Origin of the sequence: Anaerolinea thermolimosa (assembly GCF_001050195.2) — a bacterium.
In the GTDB taxonomy this organism is placed as follows: domain Bacteria; phylum Chloroflexota; class Anaerolineae; order Anaerolineales; family Anaerolineaceae; genus Anaerolinea; species Anaerolinea thermolimosa.
In genome coordinates this window covers 320,386-340,512 of the sequence record NZ_DF967965.1, presented here as the reverse complement: position 1 = coordinate 340,512, position 20,127 = coordinate 320,386, and the positions used below count along the sequence as shown (strand labels likewise).

Annotated in this window: 19 protein-coding genes and 1 pseudogene; 16 read left to right on the top strand and 4 right to left on the bottom strand. The window is 56.8% G+C overall.

What is annotated here, in order from left to right:
• Both ATHL_RS01525 and bcp read left to right on the top strand, forming a co-directional pair.
• On the top strand, positions 1 to 1,962 hold the full coding sequence (locus tag ATHL_RS01525; protein WP_062189073.1) for a molybdopterin biosynthesis protein: 1,962 nt from the start codon (positions 1 to 3) through the stop codon (positions 1,960 to 1,962).
• 19 nt (positions 1,963 to 1,981) lie between these two features.
• Complete coding sequence (gene bcp, locus ATHL_RS01520) at positions 1,982 to 2,455, top strand: thioredoxin-dependent thiol peroxidase (protein WP_062189071.1); 474 nt, start codon at positions 1,982 to 1,984, stop codon at positions 2,453 to 2,455.
• 51 nt (positions 2,456 to 2,506) lie between these two features.
• On the opposite strand, the gene ATHL_RS18705 is transcribed toward bcp, so the two are convergent.
• The 3 genes from ATHL_RS18705 to ATHL_RS01505 all read right to left on the bottom strand — a co-directional run bounded on the left by ATHL_RS18705 (position 2,507) and on the right by ATHL_RS01505 (position 3,833).
• Complete coding sequence (locus tag ATHL_RS18705) at positions 2,507 to 2,929, bottom strand: hypothetical protein (RefSeq protein ID WP_062189069.1); 423 nt, start codon at positions 2,927 to 2,929, stop codon at positions 2,507 to 2,509.
• 28 nt (positions 2,930 to 2,957) lie between these two features.
• The gene (locus ATHL_RS01510) at positions 2,958 to 3,242 is read right to left on the bottom strand and encodes a hypothetical protein (RefSeq protein WP_062189068.1); all 285 of its coding nucleotides are present in this window, start codon (positions 3,240 to 3,242) and stop codon (positions 2,958 to 2,960) included.
• Positions 3,243 to 3,389: 147 nt separating this feature from the next.
• A complete protein-coding gene (locus tag ATHL_RS01505; RefSeq protein WP_062189066.1) occupies positions 3,390 to 3,833 on the bottom strand; it encodes an RrF2 family transcriptional regulator in 444 nt (147 codons plus the stop codon).
• A 236-nt stretch (positions 3,834 to 4,069) separates the two neighbouring features.
• Here ATHL_RS01505 and ATHL_RS01500 point away from each other — a divergent pair, with 236 nt between their 5' ends.
• The 13 genes from ATHL_RS01500 to ATHL_RS01440 all read left to right on the top strand — a co-directional run bounded on the left by ATHL_RS01500 (position 4,070) and on the right by ATHL_RS01440 (position 17,597).
• On the top strand, positions 4,070 to 4,498 hold the full coding sequence (locus ATHL_RS01500) for a cytochrome c (RefSeq protein ID WP_062189064.1): 429 nt from the start codon (positions 4,070 to 4,072) through the stop codon (positions 4,496 to 4,498).
• Between the two features lie 101 nt (positions 4,499 to 4,599).
• Complete coding sequence (locus ATHL_RS01495; RefSeq protein ID WP_062189062.1) at positions 4,600 to 6,297, top strand: sensor histidine kinase; 1,698 nt, start codon at positions 4,600 to 4,602, stop codon at positions 6,295 to 6,297.
• Positions 6,294 to 6,941 (top strand): response regulator, encoded by a 648-nt coding sequence (locus ATHL_RS01490; RefSeq protein ID WP_062189061.1) that lies wholly within the window; start codon positions 6,294 to 6,296, stop codon positions 6,939 to 6,941. Before ATHL_RS01495 ends, ATHL_RS01490 begins: the two co-directional genes overlap by 4 nt.
• An 18-nt stretch (positions 6,942 to 6,959) precedes the next feature.
• Positions 6,960 to 8,666 carry a S8 family peptidase gene (locus tag ATHL_RS01485; protein ID WP_062189059.1) on the top strand — a complete coding sequence of 569 codons (1,707 nt, stop codon included), beginning with the start codon at positions 6,960 to 6,962 and terminating at the stop codon, positions 8,664 to 8,666.
• A 152-nt stretch (positions 8,667 to 8,818) separates the two neighbouring features.
• Entirely contained in the window at positions 8,819 to 10,240 is a 1,422-nt protein-coding gene (coxB, locus tag ATHL_RS01480) for a cytochrome c oxidase subunit II (RefSeq protein ID WP_062189057.1), read from the top strand.
• Between the two features lie 17 nt (positions 10,241 to 10,257).
• A complete protein-coding gene (locus ATHL_RS01475) occupies positions 10,258 to 12,120 on the top strand; it encodes a cytochrome c oxidase subunit I (RefSeq protein ID WP_062189055.1) in 1,863 nt (620 codons plus the stop codon).
• Between the two features lie 18 nt (positions 12,121 to 12,138).
• The gene (locus ATHL_RS01470) at positions 12,139 to 12,357 is read left to right on the top strand and encodes a cytochrome C oxidase subunit IV family protein (RefSeq protein WP_062189053.1); all 219 of its coding nucleotides are present in this window, start codon (positions 12,139 to 12,141) and stop codon (positions 12,355 to 12,357) included.
• A complete protein-coding gene (locus tag ATHL_RS01465) occupies positions 12,354 to 12,935 on the top strand; it encodes a cytochrome c oxidase subunit 3 (RefSeq protein WP_062189050.1) in 582 nt (193 codons plus the stop codon). The genes ATHL_RS01470 and ATHL_RS01465 overlap by 4 nt, the downstream gene beginning before the upstream one ends.
• 1 nt (position 12,936) lies before the next feature.
• Entirely contained in the window at positions 12,937 to 13,524 is a 588-nt protein-coding gene (locus ATHL_RS01460) for an SCO family protein (protein ID WP_062189048.1), read from the top strand.
• The gene (locus ATHL_RS01455; RefSeq protein WP_062189046.1) at positions 13,521 to 14,042 is read left to right on the top strand and encodes a hypothetical protein; all 522 of its coding nucleotides are present in this window, start codon (positions 13,521 to 13,523) and stop codon (positions 14,040 to 14,042) included. The genes ATHL_RS01460 and ATHL_RS01455 overlap by 4 nt, the downstream gene beginning before the upstream one ends.
• On the top strand, positions 14,039 to 14,809 hold the full coding sequence (locus tag ATHL_RS01450) for an SURF1 family protein (protein ID WP_062189044.1): 771 nt from the start codon (positions 14,039 to 14,041) through the stop codon (positions 14,807 to 14,809). Before ATHL_RS01455 ends, ATHL_RS01450 begins: the two co-directional genes overlap by 4 nt.
• Positions 14,775 to 16,565, top strand: a complete 1,791-nt coding sequence (locus ATHL_RS01445) for a heme o synthase (protein WP_162787536.1) — start codon at positions 14,775 to 14,777, stop codon at positions 16,563 to 16,565. The genes ATHL_RS01450 and ATHL_RS01445 overlap by 35 nt, the downstream gene beginning before the upstream one ends.
• Before the next feature lie 189 nt (positions 16,566 to 16,754).
• The gene (locus ATHL_RS01440; RefSeq protein ID WP_062189042.1) at positions 16,755 to 17,597 is read left to right on the top strand and encodes a glycosyl hydrolase; all 843 of its coding nucleotides are present in this window, start codon (positions 16,755 to 16,757) and stop codon (positions 17,595 to 17,597) included.
• A 73-nt stretch (positions 17,598 to 17,670) separates the two neighbouring features.
• Here ATHL_RS01440 and ATHL_RS01435 read toward each other — a convergent pair whose 3' ends face one another.
• The gene (locus ATHL_RS01435; RefSeq protein ID WP_062189040.1) at positions 17,671 to 18,360 is read right to left on the bottom strand and encodes a cytidylate kinase-like family protein; all 690 of its coding nucleotides are present in this window, start codon (positions 18,358 to 18,360) and stop codon (positions 17,671 to 17,673) included.
• Between the two features lie 759 nt (positions 18,361 to 19,119).
• On the opposite strand from ATHL_RS01435, the pseudogene ATHL_RS01430 reads away from it, so the two are divergent.
• Positions 19,120 to 20,118: pseudogene (locus tag ATHL_RS01430) on the top strand (cytochrome D1 domain-containing protein); the annotation flags it as partial.
• Positions 20,119 to 20,127 lie beyond the last annotated feature (9 nt).

The window sequence follows — 20,127 nt, the reverse complement described above, 5'->3', positions numbered from 1 at the left end:
ATGTCCGTCTACCTGCACGATATTCCGCTCGCCCAGGCAAAGGAACGATTCCAGCAGGCTCTGGAAAAAGCCGGCCTCTGGGGGGTTCTGGGGGTGGAATCGATTCCCCTCGATGAACATGCCGCCGGGCGCACACTGGCACAACCCGTCTGGGCACGGCTCTCTTCACCCCATTACCACGCCGCCGCGATGGATGGTTTTGCCCTGCGTGCTGAACATACTTCAGGGGCTCTACCATCCCGTCCTGTGGCTCTGTCAATCGGGGAACAGGCCAGGTATGTCGACACGGGTGATCCTCTGCCCGAGTGGGCCAACGCCGTGGTGCCCATTGAAGCGGTTGAGCCGCTAGACGCCCACGGTCAACCAGCCTCCGACCCGCGCCATCCTCATACCATCCGCCTGCGTGAACCCCTCCCGCCATGGACTCACGTCCGCCCGATGGGTGAAGATATCGTTGCCACCGAGCTGGTTCTCCCCGCAGGGCACACCCTGCGCCCCATCGACCTGGGCGCCCTGGCGGCCAGCGGGAACGTCCAGCTTCAGGTTGCCCGGCGCCCACGGGTGGGGGTCTTACCCACCGGCAGCGAGCTGGTGCCTATTGGGCAACCAGTTAAGCCTGGTGACATCATCGAATTCAACTCCGTGGTTCTTTCAGCACAGGTGAACGAATGGGGTGGCACGGCTATTCGATATCCCATCACTCCAGATGATCAGGAGCAAATCTGCCAGCGGGTGCAGCAGGCCGCGGAGGAATGCGATCTCATCCTCCTCAACGCCGGTTCTTCCGCCGGTGCAGAAGATTTCTCAGCCAGTGTGGTGGCCCGGCTGGGTGAGTTACTCGTCCATGGTGTGGCCGTGCGCCCCGGGCACCCGGTGATTCTGGGCATGATTCATCGCCGCACCGGCGGAGATATCCCCATTATCGGGGTGCCGGGATACCCGGTGTCAGCTGCGCTCACCGGCGAGATTTTCGTCCGCCCTCTGCTCGATACCTGGCTGGGACGAGCTCCCCGCGAGCCAGTACAGATCGAAGCCTGCCTTACCCGCAAGATCACTTCTCCCCCCGGTGACGATGATTTTGTGCGCGTGGTGGTTGGAAAAGTCGATGATACCCTTCTGGCGTCCCCGCTCTCGCGCGGAGCAGGGGTGATCACCTCGCTGGTTCGCGCCGACGGGCTGGCTATCATTCCCCGTGGCATTCAGGGGCTGGAAGCTGGCTCCAGCGTGCGTGTGAACCTCTATCGCTCTGCCGGTGAAATCGAGCGCACTATCCTGGCGATTGGCTCCCACGACCCGAGCCTCGACCTGCTCGCCCAGGAATTACCCCGGAAGAACCGACGCCTGGTCTCAGCCAATGTGGGCAGCCTGGGAGGGTTGGTAGCCCTGCGACGTGGTGAAGCCCATCTGACGGGTTCGCATCTGCTCGATCCCCAGAGTGGTGAATACAACCTTCCGTATATCCGTCAATACCTGCCAGACATTCCGGTTACCCTGGTGCAATGGGCCGACCGCCTGCAGGGCCTGCTGGTGGCCAGAGGAAACCCCAAAAAAATATCCAGCCTGGAAGATCTGACGCGCGAGGATGTGGTCTTTGTCAATCGTCAGCGTGGAGCCGGAACGCGGGTGCTCCTCGACTTTCATCTCTCACGCCTTGGCATCGATCCGACGGCTATTCGCGGATATGAGCATGAAGAATATACCCATCTGGCAGTCGCCGCAGCCGTAGCGTCAGGCCGCGCCGATTGCGGGCTGGGGGTTCTGGCAGCAGCCCGCGCCCTTGACCTCGATTTTTTGCCCCTCTTCACCGAGCCCTACCAGCTGGTCATCCCCACCCGCCATTACGAATCCGAATTGCTGCAACCGCTCATAGAGCTGATGCACAGTTCCTCATTCCAGAAACTTGTACAGGGACTGGATGGGTATGACCCTTCTAAAATGGGACAAATTGTGGCAAAATTATAAACAGAAGGAGATATTTGCCATGCCCATTTCAGCCAATCAACCCGCACCCAATTTTCAACTCGCCGATGAAAACGGCATTGAGCGCAATCTTTCAGACTTCCGCGGAAGCCCGGTTGTGCTGTATTTTTACCCCAAAGACGACACCCCCGGTTGTACTACCGAAGCGTGCAGTTTTCGCGACGATTACCATGTCTATCAACAACGCGGTGTGGTGATCCTGGGGGTCAGCCCCGACAGCAGCCGTTCACACGCGAAGTTTAAAGAAAAATACCACCTCCCCTTCACCCTTCTTGCCGATGAAGACCATCGCGTTTGCGAGCTTTACGGCGTATGGGGAAAAAAGAAGGCCATGGGGCGAGAGTATGATGGAGTCTTCCGCACCACATTCCTGATCGACCCCCAGGGAATCATTGTAAAGGTTTGGGAAGGAGTCAAACCAGAAGGGCACAGCCAGGAAGTGCTCGAAGCCCTCGACGCCTGGCAAAATGCCTGAAACTTCTCAAGTTTTTCTACCCCCCGCCTTTATCGGCGGGGGGTGGTTTTTTTAATGCCTGGACGGGCGGCGCGACATCCGCAGGGCCATCCCAACGATGAACCCCCAGGTGGTCAACGCGGCCAGCACCACTTTGGTGACGTCGAGAATATGCTTCACCTCTACCCCCTGCGGGCTGACCACCACCACCGAGACCGGCCGGGCGTAGGTCTTGCCTCCGCCCCCGCCTCCTTCTCCCGAACCTCCGCCGGTGCCTTCAGGGCCACTACCGCCCCCTTCTCCAACCCCAAAACCCAGGAATGTCACCACCTCTGCCGTGGGCAACAGGAGCACATCACCCTCACGTACAGGTTCGCCGTATACTGCGCTGGCTTCGGCTGTCTTCAAAAACTGGTACAGCGTTCCTTCAGCCACATCCAGCGCCTTTCCTGTGGCCACTGCCCCTGCCTGTTTCACTTCTGATTCCTCCGTCATCTTTCCACCTCCTCGCTACCCGGAATTCTTAGCACCACCCCCTGCGGCGGAATAAGCTCATAACCAGCAGAAAAGAAATTGCTCCTGCCAGCATGGCCAGGATCGCCGTACGTGTGGTATCACGCACAGGTAAAAAATGTTCTTGCCCTTCGTCCCGGCTTACCCACACACCCAGCGGCCGATTCCACACCAGGCCACCCCGCCAGCCCGGGAGCTGAATAACCAGCGCCTGAGAGAGCGGTACCAGTGTCCACCCGTTCACCGTCAGCGGTTTCCCCTCGGATATTTTCCTCACCCAAAAAGTTCCAGCCATCCATCTCCTCCCATTCACCGGCTTTCCTCATCTTATGAGGCCACCCATCCCGGCAGAATCTATTATGACACAAATTAAGCGAAATAAAGCAGCAGGCAGTCCCGCCTGGGGACCGCCTGCTGCTTTGCTGGAAGTACAGCCTGTCAGTTAATTGGAAGATGCAAAGGTAGTAAATACCTTTTCAGGCGTTGATTCCATTCCGGATGCAATTTCGCTCAGCCGGATGGATGAAAGGTGAGCCATCACCTTATTCTGCAAACTTTCCCAGACGACCTGGGTATTCACCCCGTGGTGGTTGCCGTTCCCGTTCGGCTCTGGAGTGATGCGCACGGGGCCTTCCAGGGTTTCCACGATCTGCAACAACGTGATATCTTCGGCCCGTCGATTGAGCCGCAAACCGCCACGCGGCCCAGGTGTGGCTTTGATCAACCCGCCTTGAATAAGCGACCGACCGATCTGATGCAGGAACGGCAGAGGAATACCCAGCCGATCAGCAAGGGATGCCGTCGCCTGGGCATGATTCTGGTCGCTCTGTGCCAGAGCGGTCATCAACTGCAAGCCATAATCCAGCCTTCGACTGATTCGAAACATAGTTCCACCTCTAAAAATATAGGATATTGTCATACATCTTAATCGATCGATATCGTTCACGTTAGTGACAATACTCTGTATTTTAATAGTCATCTATCAGATCATCAACCAATTTTATCGAGATTGATAACCTTTTGTAAGCTTCTACTCCCCCTTCACAAAAATTTTAAAAGGATTATAATCACCTTGTGAACAAATTCACCAAACGTTATCCGGTTTTCACAGGAGAATAAACGATGAAAAAACCATTCTGGATCGCCCTGACCGTTTTAATGCTAAGCGGGTTGTTCCTTGCCGCCTGCGGTGGTGGTTCGAGCAAGCCCACCATCGTCCGTAAAGACCCCCCCGCCGAATATGCCGGGAAGACCAACCCCTACACTGGCGATCAGGCCGCCATCGACGAGGGAAAGGCCCTTTATACCCAGAATTGCGAATCCTGCCACGGCACGGCTGGTCTCGGCGATGGCCCTGCCGGTGCCGCCCTCGACCCACATCCGGGCAATCTTCAGCAGGCCTCCAAAGACGCCTCCGAAGCCTATCTGTTCTGGGTAGTCAATGAAGGTGGAGCTGCAGCCGGGCGCAGTGCCTCAATGGCGTCCTATAAGGGCATCCTCACCGAGGATGAAATCTGGAAAATCCTGGCGTATGTGAAGACCCTTAAGTAACTCTTTCGTAATGGGGGGAATTCCCCCTTGCCTCTTGTCCCATTCACAGGGGAGATTGCCACACTGGAAACAATCTCCCCTTTCTGATATAAAATAACCCTATGCCCAATCTTTTGACCGTTCTCCCATGGGTGCTGGTAATCCTCGGTGCAGGAATAGCCGCACAAAGCCTCTGGCACTTCCAGCGTGAAAGAAAAACCTGGCGCGCCACCCTCGATGAGGTAAACCAGCGGCTTCAGGAAACCGAAAAACGTCTCTCGGCAGTGTTACAACTGAACCGGGAACTCACCTCAGCATCCGACGAGAAAACACTCGTCGAAGCCGCCCTTTCGGTGGTTTCGAGTGTGACCGAAAGCCTCGGGGCGTCTTTTGTGCCTTTCGACACCTGGGGACAGCCCATGCCGGCTTTCACTTTCGGTCATATTCCTCCATCTGCGCTGGAATCTTGGGGAGATCATCTCCTCTCCGCCGAAGTACAGTCCCGCTGCAAACAGTGCCATAAACTTCAGGCGCTCACCGGTGAAGAATGCCCGCTCAAACAGGGCCCATTCAGCATCGCCCTTTCGGTATACTGTTTCCCTCTCATCTTCGCCGGGCATCCTCTGGGAATTTTCAACCTGTATCTACCGGTTGGAAGAAGCCTATCAGATCATCTGCGCTCCTTCCTGGAGAGTCTCTTTGATGAAGTGGCCATGGCGGTTGAGAGTGTGCGCCTGCGCCATCAGGAAGTCGAAACCCTGCGTACCCTCCACACGCTTCCCTCCTCACGTCATGATCTGGAAGCCAACCTTACCCAACATTTTGACTCCGTCCGAAACGCCCTTCATCTTGAGGCAATTCTCCTCCAGCTCCGTCCCCTGCCCGATTCGCACCTTTCTGAATTACGCATCCTCTCTGGCACCTCTGAAGAAATAACCCCCGGGCTGGCCGATCAGCTGGTTAAAAATGAATTGCTTTCGCCCTCTTCTACCCCACAGCCCATCCCGGGCACCGCACTTTCCTGGCGGGCTTTCCCGCTCCTCCTGCCCGAAGGACAAAACCTGGGTGTGATCCTCGTTTTCACCCGTCAGCCCGCACTCCTCCAGCGCCAGGAACTGTTCTTCCGCACCCTCGCCGCGCAAACCGCCTGGATTCTCGAAAACGAACGTCTGACTCGTTCGCTGGAATATCTCATCATCGTCCAGGAACGCAACCGCCTGGCGCGCGAAATCCATGATGGACTGGCTCAAACCCTGGCCTTCCTTAAGATGCACTCCGCGCAGATGCAATCAGCGCTGGCACAGGGCGATATTCACCGTCTGAACACCCTGCTTCAGGAAAGTAAACAGGTGATTGCCGAAGCCTATCAGGAAATTCGCCAGGCCATTGACAATTTACGCGTCCAGCCGGATGGAGGTATGCAGGCCTGGATCAGAATGCTTGCAGAGTCCTTCGAAAAGAACACCGGCCTCTCTGTACAGGTCGATATGCCCTCTGAAACGATCAACATTTTACCCGAAGTACAGGCCCAGCTGGTGCGCATCACCCAGGAAGCCCTGAATAACGTGCGCAAGCACGCCCATGCCAGCCGGGTATCCATTTGCCTGCGGGAATGGTGCGACCAGCTCATCTTTGAGATCAGCGATGACGGGCAGGGTTTTGACCCTGAGGATCTGCCCAGCGTTGCCCAGCACGGATTACGCGGGATGCGTGAGCGGGCGGAATTAATCGGGGCCGATTTTCAAATCATCAGTCAACCGCGGCGGGGAGCTACGGTGCGACTGCTCCTTCCTCAGCATGTTTTGGAGGCGGCTTCATGAACACGCCGGTTCGTCTGGTGGTGGTCGACGATCACGCCCTCTTCCGCAGAGGGCTCATCGGCCTGCTGCGAGACATGCCAGAATTTTCTATCGTAGGCGAAGCCAGTGACGGCGAAGAGGCCCTTCAGGTCATCGAGCAAACCCATCCCGATGTGCTCCTCCTGGATGTCAACATGCCCCGCATGGATGGCATCACGCTGATTCGCACCTTGCGCCGGGCAAAGAACGAAGTACGCATTCTCATGCTGACGATTTCCCAGGAAGACGAAGACCTGCTGGGGGCCATCCGGGCGGGTGCCAATGGATACCTGCTTAAAAACACCGAACCAGAAGAATTGCGGCGGGCTTTGCTGAGCGTTGTTCAGGGGCAGGGCGCGCTCTCTCCTGAGGTGATCGGCCCGGTGCTGGATGCCGTTTCCCATTCTTTCGTCCAGCCGCCCCCGGCACTGCTCAGTGAACGCGAACGTGAGGTGCTGGCCTGCCTGGCCGAAGGCCTGACCACCCAGCAAATAGCCGCCCGTCTCTTCATCTCCGAGAACACCGTCAAGACTCACATTCGGCATATCCTTGATAAACTTGAAGCCTCCAACCGCACCGAAGCTGTAGGAAAGGCTTCACAATTGGGTTTGATCCCCCGGCGGTAACTTTCTTCCCCGGCCATCATGATTCGCCTTCGTTTCTTCCTTCACTTACTCGTCCTCACTCTGGCTCTCTTTCCCGTTACGGCCCAGGCATCACCACCATGGGAGCCCTCCACCGCGCTCGAATCTGCCCCGGCCGCACCTCCCACCAGCCGCATTCTGGTGCAATACAGGCGCCCGCTTTCCCGTCCTGAAAGCACCGGCAGGGTATTATCGGCTGCCGAGGTACAGGGGCTGAGTCATCGAGCAGGTGTCGCCCTGACTTATGAGCGCTCGCTGGGTGAGAACTGGCATGTTTTGAGGCTTCCATCCCCCCTGAGTGCAGAGCAAACCGACGAGCTGGTACACTCTTTGCTGGATGATCCCGCTGTCACCGCGGCTGAACCCGATATCCTCCTGACCACCCAGCTTGTTCCCAACGACCCATACTTCTATTCGCAGTGGAACCTGACCGCTCCTTTCGGAATGAATGCCTCAACCGCCTGGGATATGACCACCGGGAGCCCTTCGGTGCCCGTCGCAGTGATCGATACGGGTTCTTTACCGCATCAGGATCTGACCGGGCGGCTCCTCCCCGGATACGACTTCGTCTCTCCCGACCTGGATCGCGACTCCCAACGAGGATGGGACAGTGATCCCTCTGATCCCGGCACTTACGGCGATGGGATATATTGTTCATCCTCTCTTCCCAGCAGCTGGCACGGCATTCATGTGGCAGGCATCTTCGGCGCCAGCACCAACAACAATACGGGGATTTCTGGCATCAGCTGGCAGAACCCCATCCTGCCAGTACGCGCTCTGGGAATCTGTGGCACGGGGTATCTTTCAGATATCATCGCCGCCATGCGCTGGGCAGGGGGGCTGGACGTCTCGGGAGTCTCCATCAATCCCCATCCCGCCCGGGTGATCAACCTTAGCCTGGGCGGGGCAGGCACCTGCCCGATTGCCTTCCAGAGCGCTATCGATGAACTCCTCGCCCGCGGGGTATTCACTGTAGCAGCCGCAGGGAACAGCTCTACCGATGTTGCCGCTTTTACTCCCGCTGGCTGTCAGAATATATTCACCGTAGCCGCCACTGATTCCTACGGTTACCTGGCCAGCTACAGTAACTACGGGAATGGAGTGGAGATCAGTGCTCCTGGAAGCTCCATTCTATCTCTGGGTAATATGGGCACCACGTCCCCAGGGGGCGATTCTTATTCCTATAAATCCGGTACAAGCATGGCCACCCCTCACGTCAGCGGGGCGGTGGCACTGATGCTCGCCGTGAACCCTGAGCTAACCTACAACCGTATCCTCCAAATCTTCCAGAAGCGTTCAACCCCCTTTCCCACAGGATCTGCCTGCGCAAATTCCAGAATCTGTGGAAGTGGCATCCTCAATGCCGGTGCGGCTGTTGATGAGGCTTTTCAGCTCTATTACCTGAAGATTCCCAACGAATTTGAACCGGCCTACGCCGGAACAGCCGCCAGCCTGAACGCTTTCCTCGTACGCACTTACCCGGTTTCTGCCACCCCTGAGCCGGTCTTCACGGTCAGTGTTGGAGGGCAAGCCGCCACCATCAACCGCACCACTTATCGCGGCACTTACTGGGAACTCGAAGTGACCCCTCCCGCCTGGCCCAATGGCCTTTATGACATTCAGGTCACCATCAACGGCATTCCCTATTCCCACGAAAAGGCAGTCTTGTACGGTCCGCAGACTTTCCTGCCGGTAATCAGCCGATAGCCTTTCCTGGGGTGATGGAAAAATCACCTGAAATTCAGAGAATAATCCTCCTCTAGATCAACATTGGTCGATAGCCAATCCCGATCCTTTCCCCTACAATCCATTCAGGATGCAGGAATTTATTTTATGAAGCGGAGCGGACGGGATCGGTCATGACAGGCGAAAGAAAACCCCGACGTGTACTCATTGCCTCTGCCAACCCCTTGTTTGGCAAGGGCCTGATGAAACTCTACGGTGAACGCTGGCAGCAACAGGCCATCCAATCCCGCCTGGCCAGCAGCATGGAAGAGACCCTGGCCGCCCTCGACTCCTGGCAGCCCGACCTGGTCATCGTGGATTACGATGACCGGGCCATTCATCGCGAAGAATTCCTCAGCCATTTCATCACCGGAAGCCGCCCCATGCAGGTGATCCTCGTTTCACTGCAGGAAAGCGGGGCCGTGGTGGTATACGACCGCCGCACCCTGACACCCGCTCAGGCAAACGACTGGCTTAACCTGCCGTGGCAACCCGAACCCTCCTCAAATCCCCCCTCCAGGAGAACCCCCAAAATGAAGGGAAACACCAGACACCTATTGATTGCTGGCCTGCTCGTGATAGTTTCTACAGCGGTGCTTTACTTCTTACTCACCTCCATCGGGCTTCTCCCTGAAGAAGCCAGCCAGCAGGCCGCAACCATCGATCGGCTGTTTAACGCTCATTTTTTCATGATCTCTCTGCTTTTCTCGATGATCGTCGTCTTCCTGGTGTACAGCATTGTCGTATTCCGAAGCAAGCCCGGGGAGAAAACAGAAGGAGCTTATATCAAGGGCAATAACCGCCTTGAAATCCTCTGGACGATCATCCCGCTGGGAACGGTAATCGCCTTCTCGTTTTTTGGGGCCCGCAACCTCGCCGAAACACGGAAAGCTGAACCCCAGGCCCTGAATATTCGCGTGGTTGCCTTCCAGTGGGGATGGTCTTTCGAATACTCCGACTTCGGGGTCACCTCTCGCGAGTTGTATCTTCCGGTAGACCGCCAGGCGCTCCTCAGCCTCACCTCACGTGATGTGATCCATTCTTTCTGGGTGCCGGAATTTCGCGTCAAGCAGGATGCTCTTCCCGGCGAAAACCTGGTCAAACAATTGCGCATTACCCCCACCCGCATCGGCAACTACACCGTGATGTGTGCTGAACTTTGCGGGGGAGCCCACGCCTATATGAATGCCCCGGTCAAAGTAGTCAGCAAGGCTGATTTCGATCAATGGTTGGGCACCCAGGTCAGTGCAGTGATCACCGATCCCGTAGAGCGGGGCAAAAAATGGGCCGAGAACACAGGCTGCATTTCCTGCCACTCGCTGGACGGCAAGAAACTCGTCGGCCCAACCTGGAAGGGCCTGTACGGTGAAACCGTCACCCTTGCTGACGGAACCACCGTGGTAGCCGATGAAACCTACCTGCGCACCGCCATTCTTGATCCCAATGCCCAGATTACTCAGGGATACCCTGCCAATGTCATGCCTTCCAATTACAGTTCTCTGCTTACTGACGATCAGATCAACGACCTGATTGAATATATCAAGTCCATCCATTAACCGGAGGAAAGAGACTCATGAAAAAAATCCTCTCGATCGGAATGATCCGCGGCCTCCTTGCCCAGGTGGTCGGTATGGCCATCGGTTTTGGGCTGGTAACCCTTCTGCAGACGCTCACCGGCCAGCCGCTCAAAGCTGAACCGGCATGGGTGGTGGGCGGTTTCATCAGTGCACTCAGTTTCCTCACCGGTCTGGGCATTTTCAACGACTGGTTCCGTATGGCACGTGGTGACGAGGTGCCCGAGCCTGAAGAAGTGGAAGAACCCCGGGGGCTGCGCCGTTACTGGGGTGTGAGTTACGACCACAAAGTCATCGGCGTTCAATATGCCTTTCTCTCCCTCTTCCTCCTCGCCATGGGAGGATCATTTGCCCTCATCTTCCGGGTAGAGCTGGCACAGGCGGGGTTACAGTTCCTCAGTTTTAACCTCTTCAACACACTGATCGGCCTGCATGGTATGGTGCTGATTGCCTCCATTCTCATGGGCATCTCGGCCATTTCCAACTACGTCATTCCCCTGATCATCGGTGCCCGAGACATGGCTTTTCCCCGCCTGAACGCCTTTTCCTTCTGGGTGGCAGTGCCCGGTGCTCTGCTGCTGGTCTTCAGCCTGGCGCTGGGCGGGTTCGAGACTGGTTGGACGGGTTACCCGCCTCTCTCGGTACGCGGCCCCATGGGTGTGCAGATGTTCTTCCTGGGGGTCTGGTTCGTCGGCTGGTCATCCATTCTGGGGGCGCTTAACCTCATCACCACCATCCTGCGTATGCGCAGTAAAGGCATGGGTTACTTCCGTATGCCCATTCTGGCCTGGGCAGTGCTCTCCACTTCGATCATTGCCCTCACTGCCACCCAGATGATCGGTCTTTCCTTCCAGCTCGTGCTCTTTGAACGCCTGCTGGGGATGGGCTTTTTCGACCCGGCTCAGGGGGGTAACCCCATTCTCTTTCAGCACCTCTTCTGGTTCTACTCGCACCCGGCGGTTTACATTTTCGTCCTGCCGGGGTTGGGAGTGGTCAGTGAACTCTTGCCCGTCTTTGTGCGCAAGCCGCTCTTCGGTTACCGCTGGGTGGCCATGTCTTCCTTTGGAATCGGCCTGGTTGGTTTTCTCGTCTGGGCGCATCATATGTTTGCCGCCGGTATGGAAGAATACCTGCGGGTACCCTTCATGTACAGCACCCTCCTCGTCGCCGTGCCTACCGGGGTGAAATTCTTCAGCTGGACGGCCACCATCTGGCAGGGACGCATGCGCCTGCAGACTCCCATGCTCTTCCTCATTGGAGCCATAGTCATCTTCTTGCTGGGTGGCATCACCGGCCCTCTGCTGGGCACTGTATCTACCGACCTGCACGCCACCGACACATACTACGTTGTCGGGCACTTTCACGCCACCATGTTTGGAGGGTATGTCTTCCCCTTCTTTGCTGCATTGTATTACTGGTACCCTAAAATCACCGGCAGGCGTATGAGTGAACGGCTCGGAAAATGGCATTTCTGGCTGCTTTTCATCGGCTTCATGGTGATGTCCCTCGGACAAATGCGCATTGGTCTGCTGGGAATGCGCCGCCGTATTGCCGATTACGACCCCGCGCTTGGCTTCCAGCTCCCTAATCTGATCATCACCCTGGCCGGGTTTGCCGTGGCCCTTTCTGTTCTTCTACTGTTCATTAACATGTTCCGCAGTGCCCGTAAAGGCGAACCCGCCACCGGCAACCTCTGGGAATCGCGTTCTCCAGAATGGCAAATTCCTTCGCCAACCCCTGCACACAATTTCTCCGGAGAGGTGGTGGTCACAGGCGATCCGTATGATTATGGCCTGGAAGGAGCTCCCGGTTACGTTCGCCTGGAAGCCGACCTCACCCATTCTCCTCAACCTGCTGACTGATCTTCAAGGAGCCTGTCCATGGAACCTGAAACTTCTCCCTCCAGACCCGATGAACTCCGCCGTGGTGTGCTGGTGTTCGTCTTTCTGGCCATCCTCACTGCCATCGAATACTTTATTGGAACGCATGAATTACCGGTCATCCTTCTCTGGGTCATTGCCCTGATCAAAGCCGGGCTGGTGATCTGGTACTTTATGCACCTTAAACGCGCGTTCCGCGAAGAAGGAGAACACGAATGAGCGCTGAAGTTCCTGCCCTCAAACCTGCTCACAGTTATGCCTACAAACTGCGCACACAGCGGATCGGGTTGTGGCTGTTCATCCTGTCCGATGCCTTTATGTTTGGCGGCCTGCTGGTGACGCGCTTCTACCTGCTCGGTAATCGCCGCCCCGATCTGGATCAGTTCGTGGGATTGATCGTTACCTCGGTATTACTCATTTCCAGCTTCTTTATGAACCGCGCCGAGGTGCACATCTCTCAGGGAAACCAGCGTGGATTCATCACAAGCACCCTCATCACCATGCTCCTCGGTATTGGCTTCCTCGCGGGGGTCATCGGGGTGGAATGGCGGATGGCGCATTTTGGCCCTGCCGATGGCCCCCAGGGAGCAGTTTTTTATATGATGACTGGCATGCACGCCTTCCATGTACTCACCGGAGTCATCTTCCTGGCCATCATTCTCAGGAACGGTCTTAAAGGCCATTATTCTGCCGAACGCCACTGGGCAGTGGAAGCCGCCGCCAATTACTGGCATTTTGTCGATGTGGTGTGGATTTTCTTCTACCCCGCATTGTATCTGATCGGGATGGCGATTTGATATGCATCGGTCTTTCTGGTTGCTGGTAATCGGGGTGCTGACGGGCCTGGTGGTAGCCATCACGGCCTTCAGCCTGCAGCCCCACGCCCTGCGTGGATCTGTCATCGATCCACCCATCCCCGCGCCGGAGATTGCTCTGGGAGACTTTCGCCTGAGTGAGCAACGCGGAAAGACCGTTCTCCTCTTTTTCGGCTATACCTACTGCCCGGACGTCTGCCCGGCTACCCTCGGTGAAATGAAACAGGTTCTCAAAGGCCTGGGTGCATTAGCTGACCGGGTAACCCCCGTCTTTATCACCGTAGACCCTCAACGCGATACCCCGGAAAAGCTTGCCGGTTACACCGCCGCTTTTGATCCACGCATCCTGGGCCTTACGGGAAGCCTGAGCGAACTGGAGTCCGTCTGGCAGGCTTACGGCGTATACCGCGCTGAACAACCAGCCGGTAAAGGCGGGCAATATCTGGTGGATCATTCAGCCCGACTGTATCTCATTGACCCGCAGGGGAATTTGCGTGTCACCTACGCTTTTGGCACGCCTGTAGAAGATTTGCTTTCTGATATCAAAGCCATCATCCGGAACCGCCGATGAAAACCAGCATGGCCATTTACCTGCGCATTTTCATTTCTCTCCTGATCGGCCTTGGAGGAGCCTGGCTGGTCTCTGAAAGCTCGTACCACTTCCTGAAAGACCCGCAAACCCGTGATGATGCCCGGCAAATTGTCCTGGTGATTCCACCGGGCACCGCGGAACGCATCGCCGCCGGAGAAGACGCCCTCACCCTGCCATCCACAATGACCTTTGTGGAAGGTGATCTTTTAATCGTCCGCAATGAAGACAGCGTCAGCCATCAGCTTGGCCCGGTCTGGGTGCCGCCAGGTTCAAGTGGGGTGCTGGAGGTTGGCGCACCGAACAGCTACACCTACGACTGTTCCTTCCAGAAATCCAGAGTCTTTGGCATCGAAGTTCTTCCGGCCCTCACCGGCAGCACACGTCTGGAAGGAGTGCTGGCCATGGGATTACCCACCAGCCTCATGCTTGTGCTTTATTCCTTTCTTATTTTTCCCCTTAAAACCCATCCTTCTCCATCATCGGAGCGCCCAGCATGAACCCCCGTAGCATTGCCCTGAAGCAAGGCTCTCCCTTACGCGCGTTCTTAACCCCGCGCTGGCTGTTCACCACCCTGCTCGTTCTCCTGGCCGCCATGGTGATGGTGCGGCTTGGCATCTGGCAACTGGATCGTCTGGAACAGCGCCGCGCCCGCAATGCCCTGATTCAACAGGCCATGGGGCTTCCACCTCTCGACCTTAACCAGGCTAACCCATCCGACTGGAACACAGCCATCTATCGCGATGCCATCGTTACCGGGAAATACGACTTTTCCAGCGAGGTGGTGCTCCGGAATCAGATCTGGGAAAACCGGCCCGGGTTTCATCTCCTGACCCCATTGCTCATCGAAGGCCGCACCCAGGCCGTGATCGTCGATCGGGGTTGGATCCCTCTGGAAGATGGCGACCCATCGAAACGGACGAAATACGCCGAAGAAGGAAGCATCACCGTGCGGGGGCGGTTAATGCCATCTCAACAAACCCGCAGCCTCGGGGGGGCGGTGGATGCTCCCCGGGGTCGGCTGGATGCCTGGAATTGGATCGACCTTCCGCGTCTGAGCCAGCAGATGAATGTTCCGATCGCTCCGCTCTACCTGATTGCCGCCCCTCTCAACGGGCAGTCTCTGCCAGCGCGCAGCCTGCCCGAACCCGACCTGAGTGAAGGCCCGCACATGGGATATGCCCTGCAATGGTTTTCATTCGCTTTTATCTTCCTCGCAGGATACCCGTTCTATGTCCGCAAACATCTCCGCTCCTCACCTTCATAAAAACTTCCATTACCTGCTCTTTGCAGCACTTCTGTTCACATTTCTATTGATGGCCTTTGGCGTGCTGGTTCGCATCGGAGACGCCGCCCATGCCTGCCCTGACTGGCCCACCTGCAATGGCAGTTTCACCCTTCCCACCGGAGACCAGGCCCGGTTGCAGGTGCTCCACCGTGCGCTATCTGCCGCCTCTATGTTGCTCACCGGCCTGGCGGCGGTCTGGGCGGCGCGCTCCATGCCGGGGAAGAAAACCGTTGCATTTTCAGTTTATGCGGCGGCGTTTTTCATGCTGGCCAACGTCGTTCTGGGGGGGTATGCAGCCACCCGCAACCTCTCTGCCGGGGTTCTTGTTGGTGTCTTACATCAAATTTTTGCCATGCTCAGCCTCGGATGGTTGACTGTGGCCGTGCTGGGTTCGTCACTTCCCGTGGCTTCAACACCCGGGCTTCGCACCTCATTTTCCCGGTGGGCGGCTGTCACCACAGGGGTGCTCTTTGCCCTTTTTGTCAGTGGAAGTATTGTCTCGGCTCTTCATGCCGGGGCCGCCTGCACCACCTGGCCGCTCTGCCCGGCTGAAACCCCGCTGGCACGTCTGGCGCTCACCCATCGTACCCTCACTCTGATCGCCATCTTCCTGCAGACCATGCTCTTTCTCCGTGCCTGGCGCTCAGAGCGGCACCACGCGGTTGAGTTGACCGCCGCTACAGCCGCTTTCATCCTGTTGGCCGGGCAAATTCTCCTGGGAGCGCTCATGGTCAGCCGAAATTTCCCCCCCGAGCTGAATGCCCTTCATGCAGTTGCCTCAGCCGCATTCTGGGTGGCTCAAATTCTGGCCATGGCCTCATCTGTTTTCCGCACTCCGGCGGAGGAATCGGCTCCTCTGCCCCGGCCAATGCCATTCGGAGGCCGTCTCAAGGATTTTATCGCCCTGAATAAACCCATCATCGTCCTTCTCCTGCTCGTCACCACCTACGCCGGCATGGTAGTGGGCAGAAAAACCCTCCCCTCGCTTTCTCTCACCTTCTGGACCTTACTCGGCGGAGCCCTGGCGGCTGGCGGCTCAAGCGCGCTCAACCAGTACATCGACCGCGAGACCGACCGGGCCATGCAGCGCACTTCACGGCGCCCCCTCCCTTCAGGTCGAATGATGCCTGCCGAGGCTCTGGCTTATGGCACCGGGGCTGTGCTGGCTTCCTTTTTCCTGCTGGCCGGGTTTGTGAACCTGCTCTCGGCATTGCTTTCTCTGGCCGGGATGGTCTACTACGTGTTGATTTACAGCATCTGGCTTAAGTACACCACCGTGCAGAACATCGTCATCGGTGGAGGGGCAGGTGCTATTCCGCCGCTGGTGGGCTGGGCCGCCGCCACCGGTAGTTTAAACATTCCCTCACTGTTCCTGTTTGCCATTATCTTCCTGTGGACACCTCCCCACTTCTGGGCCCTGGCGCTCGTGCGGCGCAATGATTATGCCCGCGGTGGCGTCCCCATGCTCCCCGTGGTGCGCGGTGAAGAAGCCACCCGCAAACAGGTTTTTTTGTACACCCTTGAACTGGTCGCCCTCACCTTACTCATCCCCCTGTTCAGGCTTGCCGGAAGCGTGTATCTCGTCTCGGCTCTGTTTCTCGGTGCGTGGCTGGTCCTCAGTGCATGGCGGGTGTTTCGCCGGGGCGGCAATAAAAATGCCTGGATGATGTATCGCGTCTCGAGCATGTATCTGGCCTTCCTTTTCCTCGCCATGGTGATTGACGTGCTCATCTGAACACACCGTTCGTGGTCTCTCTTCTACCCGGCGCTTCCAGCCGGGTTTTTTATTTGTAATTCACCCCCGCTTTACCTCTTTTTTACAGATCTTGCCTCAAAGTGCCTTTCCTCCTGGCGATGATAACCATGGGCACATGCACGGATAGCAGCCGCCCCATCATCTCACCCTCGAGGATCGTATCACCGGATGAAAACGAAAGGATTCGCCCCTGTTCTCCTTGGTTTGCTCCTTCTTCACTGGTGTTTTTCTTCTGGCAGCGTCACCGCTCAAAGTGAACCACCCTCAACCGATCATTTCACCGTCTTCCTCCCCCTGGTCACCAGAGCCTCTCCCCCGCCCTATTTTGGTCTGGCACTGGCCGTGCCCGAGGCTGATGATCTGCGTCTGCTCGATGTGACATGGTATTACAACTGGTCCGAACAGCCCATGACAGCCAGTACACCGGCGTTCGTGCCCATGGCGTATGACGGGAAAATCCGCCACCTGCCCCCTGACTTTGAGGGCTACCTGCTCGTTTTCAATGAGCCTAACCTGGGTGCACCCAATGGGTGTGGACTTTCTCCCGCCGAAGCCGCCCGGCGCTATGCCAGCCTGCGGCAGGAACTGCCTCATGCCCGGCTGGTGGTTGGCGGCTGGAGTGTTTTCGCCTCCGATTGGATTGGCAATTTTATCCGGGAACTCCGCGACAACAACCTTCCCTTACCGGAATACTGGCACGTCCACGCCTACACCGAAGCCTGGATCACCCCCCGCGTCGCCCAGGACTTCCTCACCAGTTATCACAACCTCACCGGCGGGACGTACTGGGTTACGGAATACGGCTCACCCGCCGGGAACCTGGAAGATTTTCGCTCTATGACCAGCTGGTTCTTGAGTCAAACCTGGATTGAGCGTGTCGCCGCCTATACCAATCGCCAGCCAGTAGATGCACCATGGGCCATCGGCCCCGGGGTGGAGCTGGTGAAAGAAAACGCAACCCTTACTCCTATCGGTGCTTATTATGCTCAACTCGCCCGGCAGAAAAAATAAAAAAAAGGCAGGGTGCGCCTTCCCGTAGCCTGGCCTGCACCCTGCCTTTGTCCTTCAGGCCATCAGCAGGCCATCAGGCGGGTTGTTTTTCGCGTATCTCCACCAGGCGCGCGATGACCTGCGCCGCCTCTTCAATACCCAACAACCCGGTATTCAACACAATGTGATAAAGCAGTGGATCAGCCCAGTCCACCTTGTAATATTGCCGGATGTAATCGGCTGAGGCGTAATCTCGGGTTACGATCAGGTCTTGCGCTTCTCGTCTCAGGGTAATATCAGCGCGATAGGCCTTCTGCTCGTGTTTAAGGTGTTCTTTGACGCGCTGAATGCGATCCTCCATCGGGGCTTCGATGCGCACATGGAGCACCTCAGGGTGGTCCTTGAGGATCATCTGTCCGCCTCGCCCGACAATTACCATATTCCCCGCTTCGCAGGCGGCCCGTACTGCCTTCTGAACCAGCCCCAGCGCCGCCGCATCATCCAGAACGATACTTTCTGCACTGCGCGTCCCGCTGGCATCTTCTCGCCATACACTGACCGTAGCCACAGGGACCGGCCGGTTAAAAAGCCGCTCGAAGAATCCCTTTACCCGATAATTATCTTCCGAGTAATCGATCACCTCCTGAGCAGATAACCCCGACTCGGCAGCTGCCTGCTCCAGCAAACGCTTGTCAAAACGCCGATACCCCAGCAATGCACAGACACGGTCGGCAATTTCATCGCCTCCGCTACCAAACTGACGTGAAATGGTGATTACTGCCATAGCTGCACCTCCTCTCCCTGTCAAAAAAACAAAAACCTCGTCCGCAATCGGGCGAGATCGATCCAGAGAATCGGCACAACGTTGTTTCGCCGCCCCAGAGTTCAGCCGCTTTGACGAATCATCCAAAACAATAATAGCATGAGTCTCCAGGCGATTCAATGACCTTTTTCCTCCGGCAGCTACTCTGGTTCATGTTTCAGCATGGGTGCTTAAGCCTTCCCCGCCAGGTTGTATTTTGTTCCATTTGCGCTGGCGCAAAGAATTTAACCCCCGAAAAACATAATCTTATCAAAATAGTCTGTTTATTGCCCCTCAGGAGGAGAACCCATGAAAAAAATATGCACATTCGGTGCCGGGTTGTTGCTTCTGGTGCTGGTACTGGCAGGGTGTGCAGAGACAAATGCCGCTCCCTCTGCCACACCCACCACGGTTCAACCCGCGCCGGCTGGCTTATACGGCCCTGAACTGGCTGCACAGGCCTTTCAAAAAGGCGGGTGCGGCGCCTGCCATATCATTCCCAGCGTCAAAGGGGCCGTCGGCACCATCGGCCCTGACCTGACGAACATCAACCAGACGGCACAGGCCGCTCTGGACAAAGGAGAATATCACGGATCGGCGAAGACGGTTCAGGAGTTCCTGGCGGAATCGATCCGCCAGCCCGATGCCTACATTGCCCCCGACTGCAACGGTGCACCCTGCCAGAAAGGCCTCATGCCCTCCACCCTGGCCAATCTTTTTAATGATGAAGAAATCAATGCCATGGTGCAATTCCTCATGAATCCACCGAAAGAAGAAGCCTCCGCTTCTCAAGAAGAGAATGCCCCCACTCCAGCCACCCAGACTGAACTCATAAATGAAGAGGAATTCGCCTGGGCCAAGCAGGTCTACTTTGAGCGCTGTGCAGGCTGCCATGGCACATTGCGCAAAGGTGCCACAGGCCCGGCGCTCACTCCTGACAAAACCCAGCCCAAAGGCACCCTTGCTCTGGCTTCGATCATCTTCAACGGCACCCCTCGCGGTATGCCCGACTGGGGCAAGCAGGGTTTTCTGACCCAACAGCAAACCGAAATCATGGCCAAATTCCTGCAAGAAGAACCCCCCACACCACCTGAAATGTCGCTTGAACAGATGAAGGCTACCTGGAAAGTCCTCGTGCCCCCCGAAAAGCGCCCCACCAGCCCGCAGACCAGGCGTGACTGGGAAAACTACTTCATCGTCACCCTCAGAGACGCCGGTCAGGTGGCCATCATCGATGGAGACACCTACGAAGTGGTCGACAGGGTAGATACCGGATATGCCGTGCACATTACCCGCATGTCGGCCAGCGGGCGATATGCTTACGTCATCGGGCGAGACGGTAAACTGGCCATGATCGACCTGTGGACTGAGATTCCACAAAAAGTGGCCGAGGTTCAGGTGTGTTACGATGCCCGCTCGGTAGAAGTGAGTAAATACAATGGCCAGGAAGGTGATTTTACCGATAAATATGCCGTTGTCGGTTGTTACTGGCCCCCGCACTTCGTCATCCTCGATGGACAAACCCTGGAACCCTTCAAGGTGGTCAGCACCCGCAGTTACACCTTTGATACCGAGGAATATCACCCCGAACCACGCGTCGCCAGCATTGTTGCCTCTACATACAAGCCTGAATGGATTATCAATGTCAAAGAGACCGGCCTGATCTGGCTGGTGAATTATGCCGACCCCAACAACCCCACCATCAAAATGATCGAAGCCGCACGCTTCCTCCATGATGGCGATATGCTT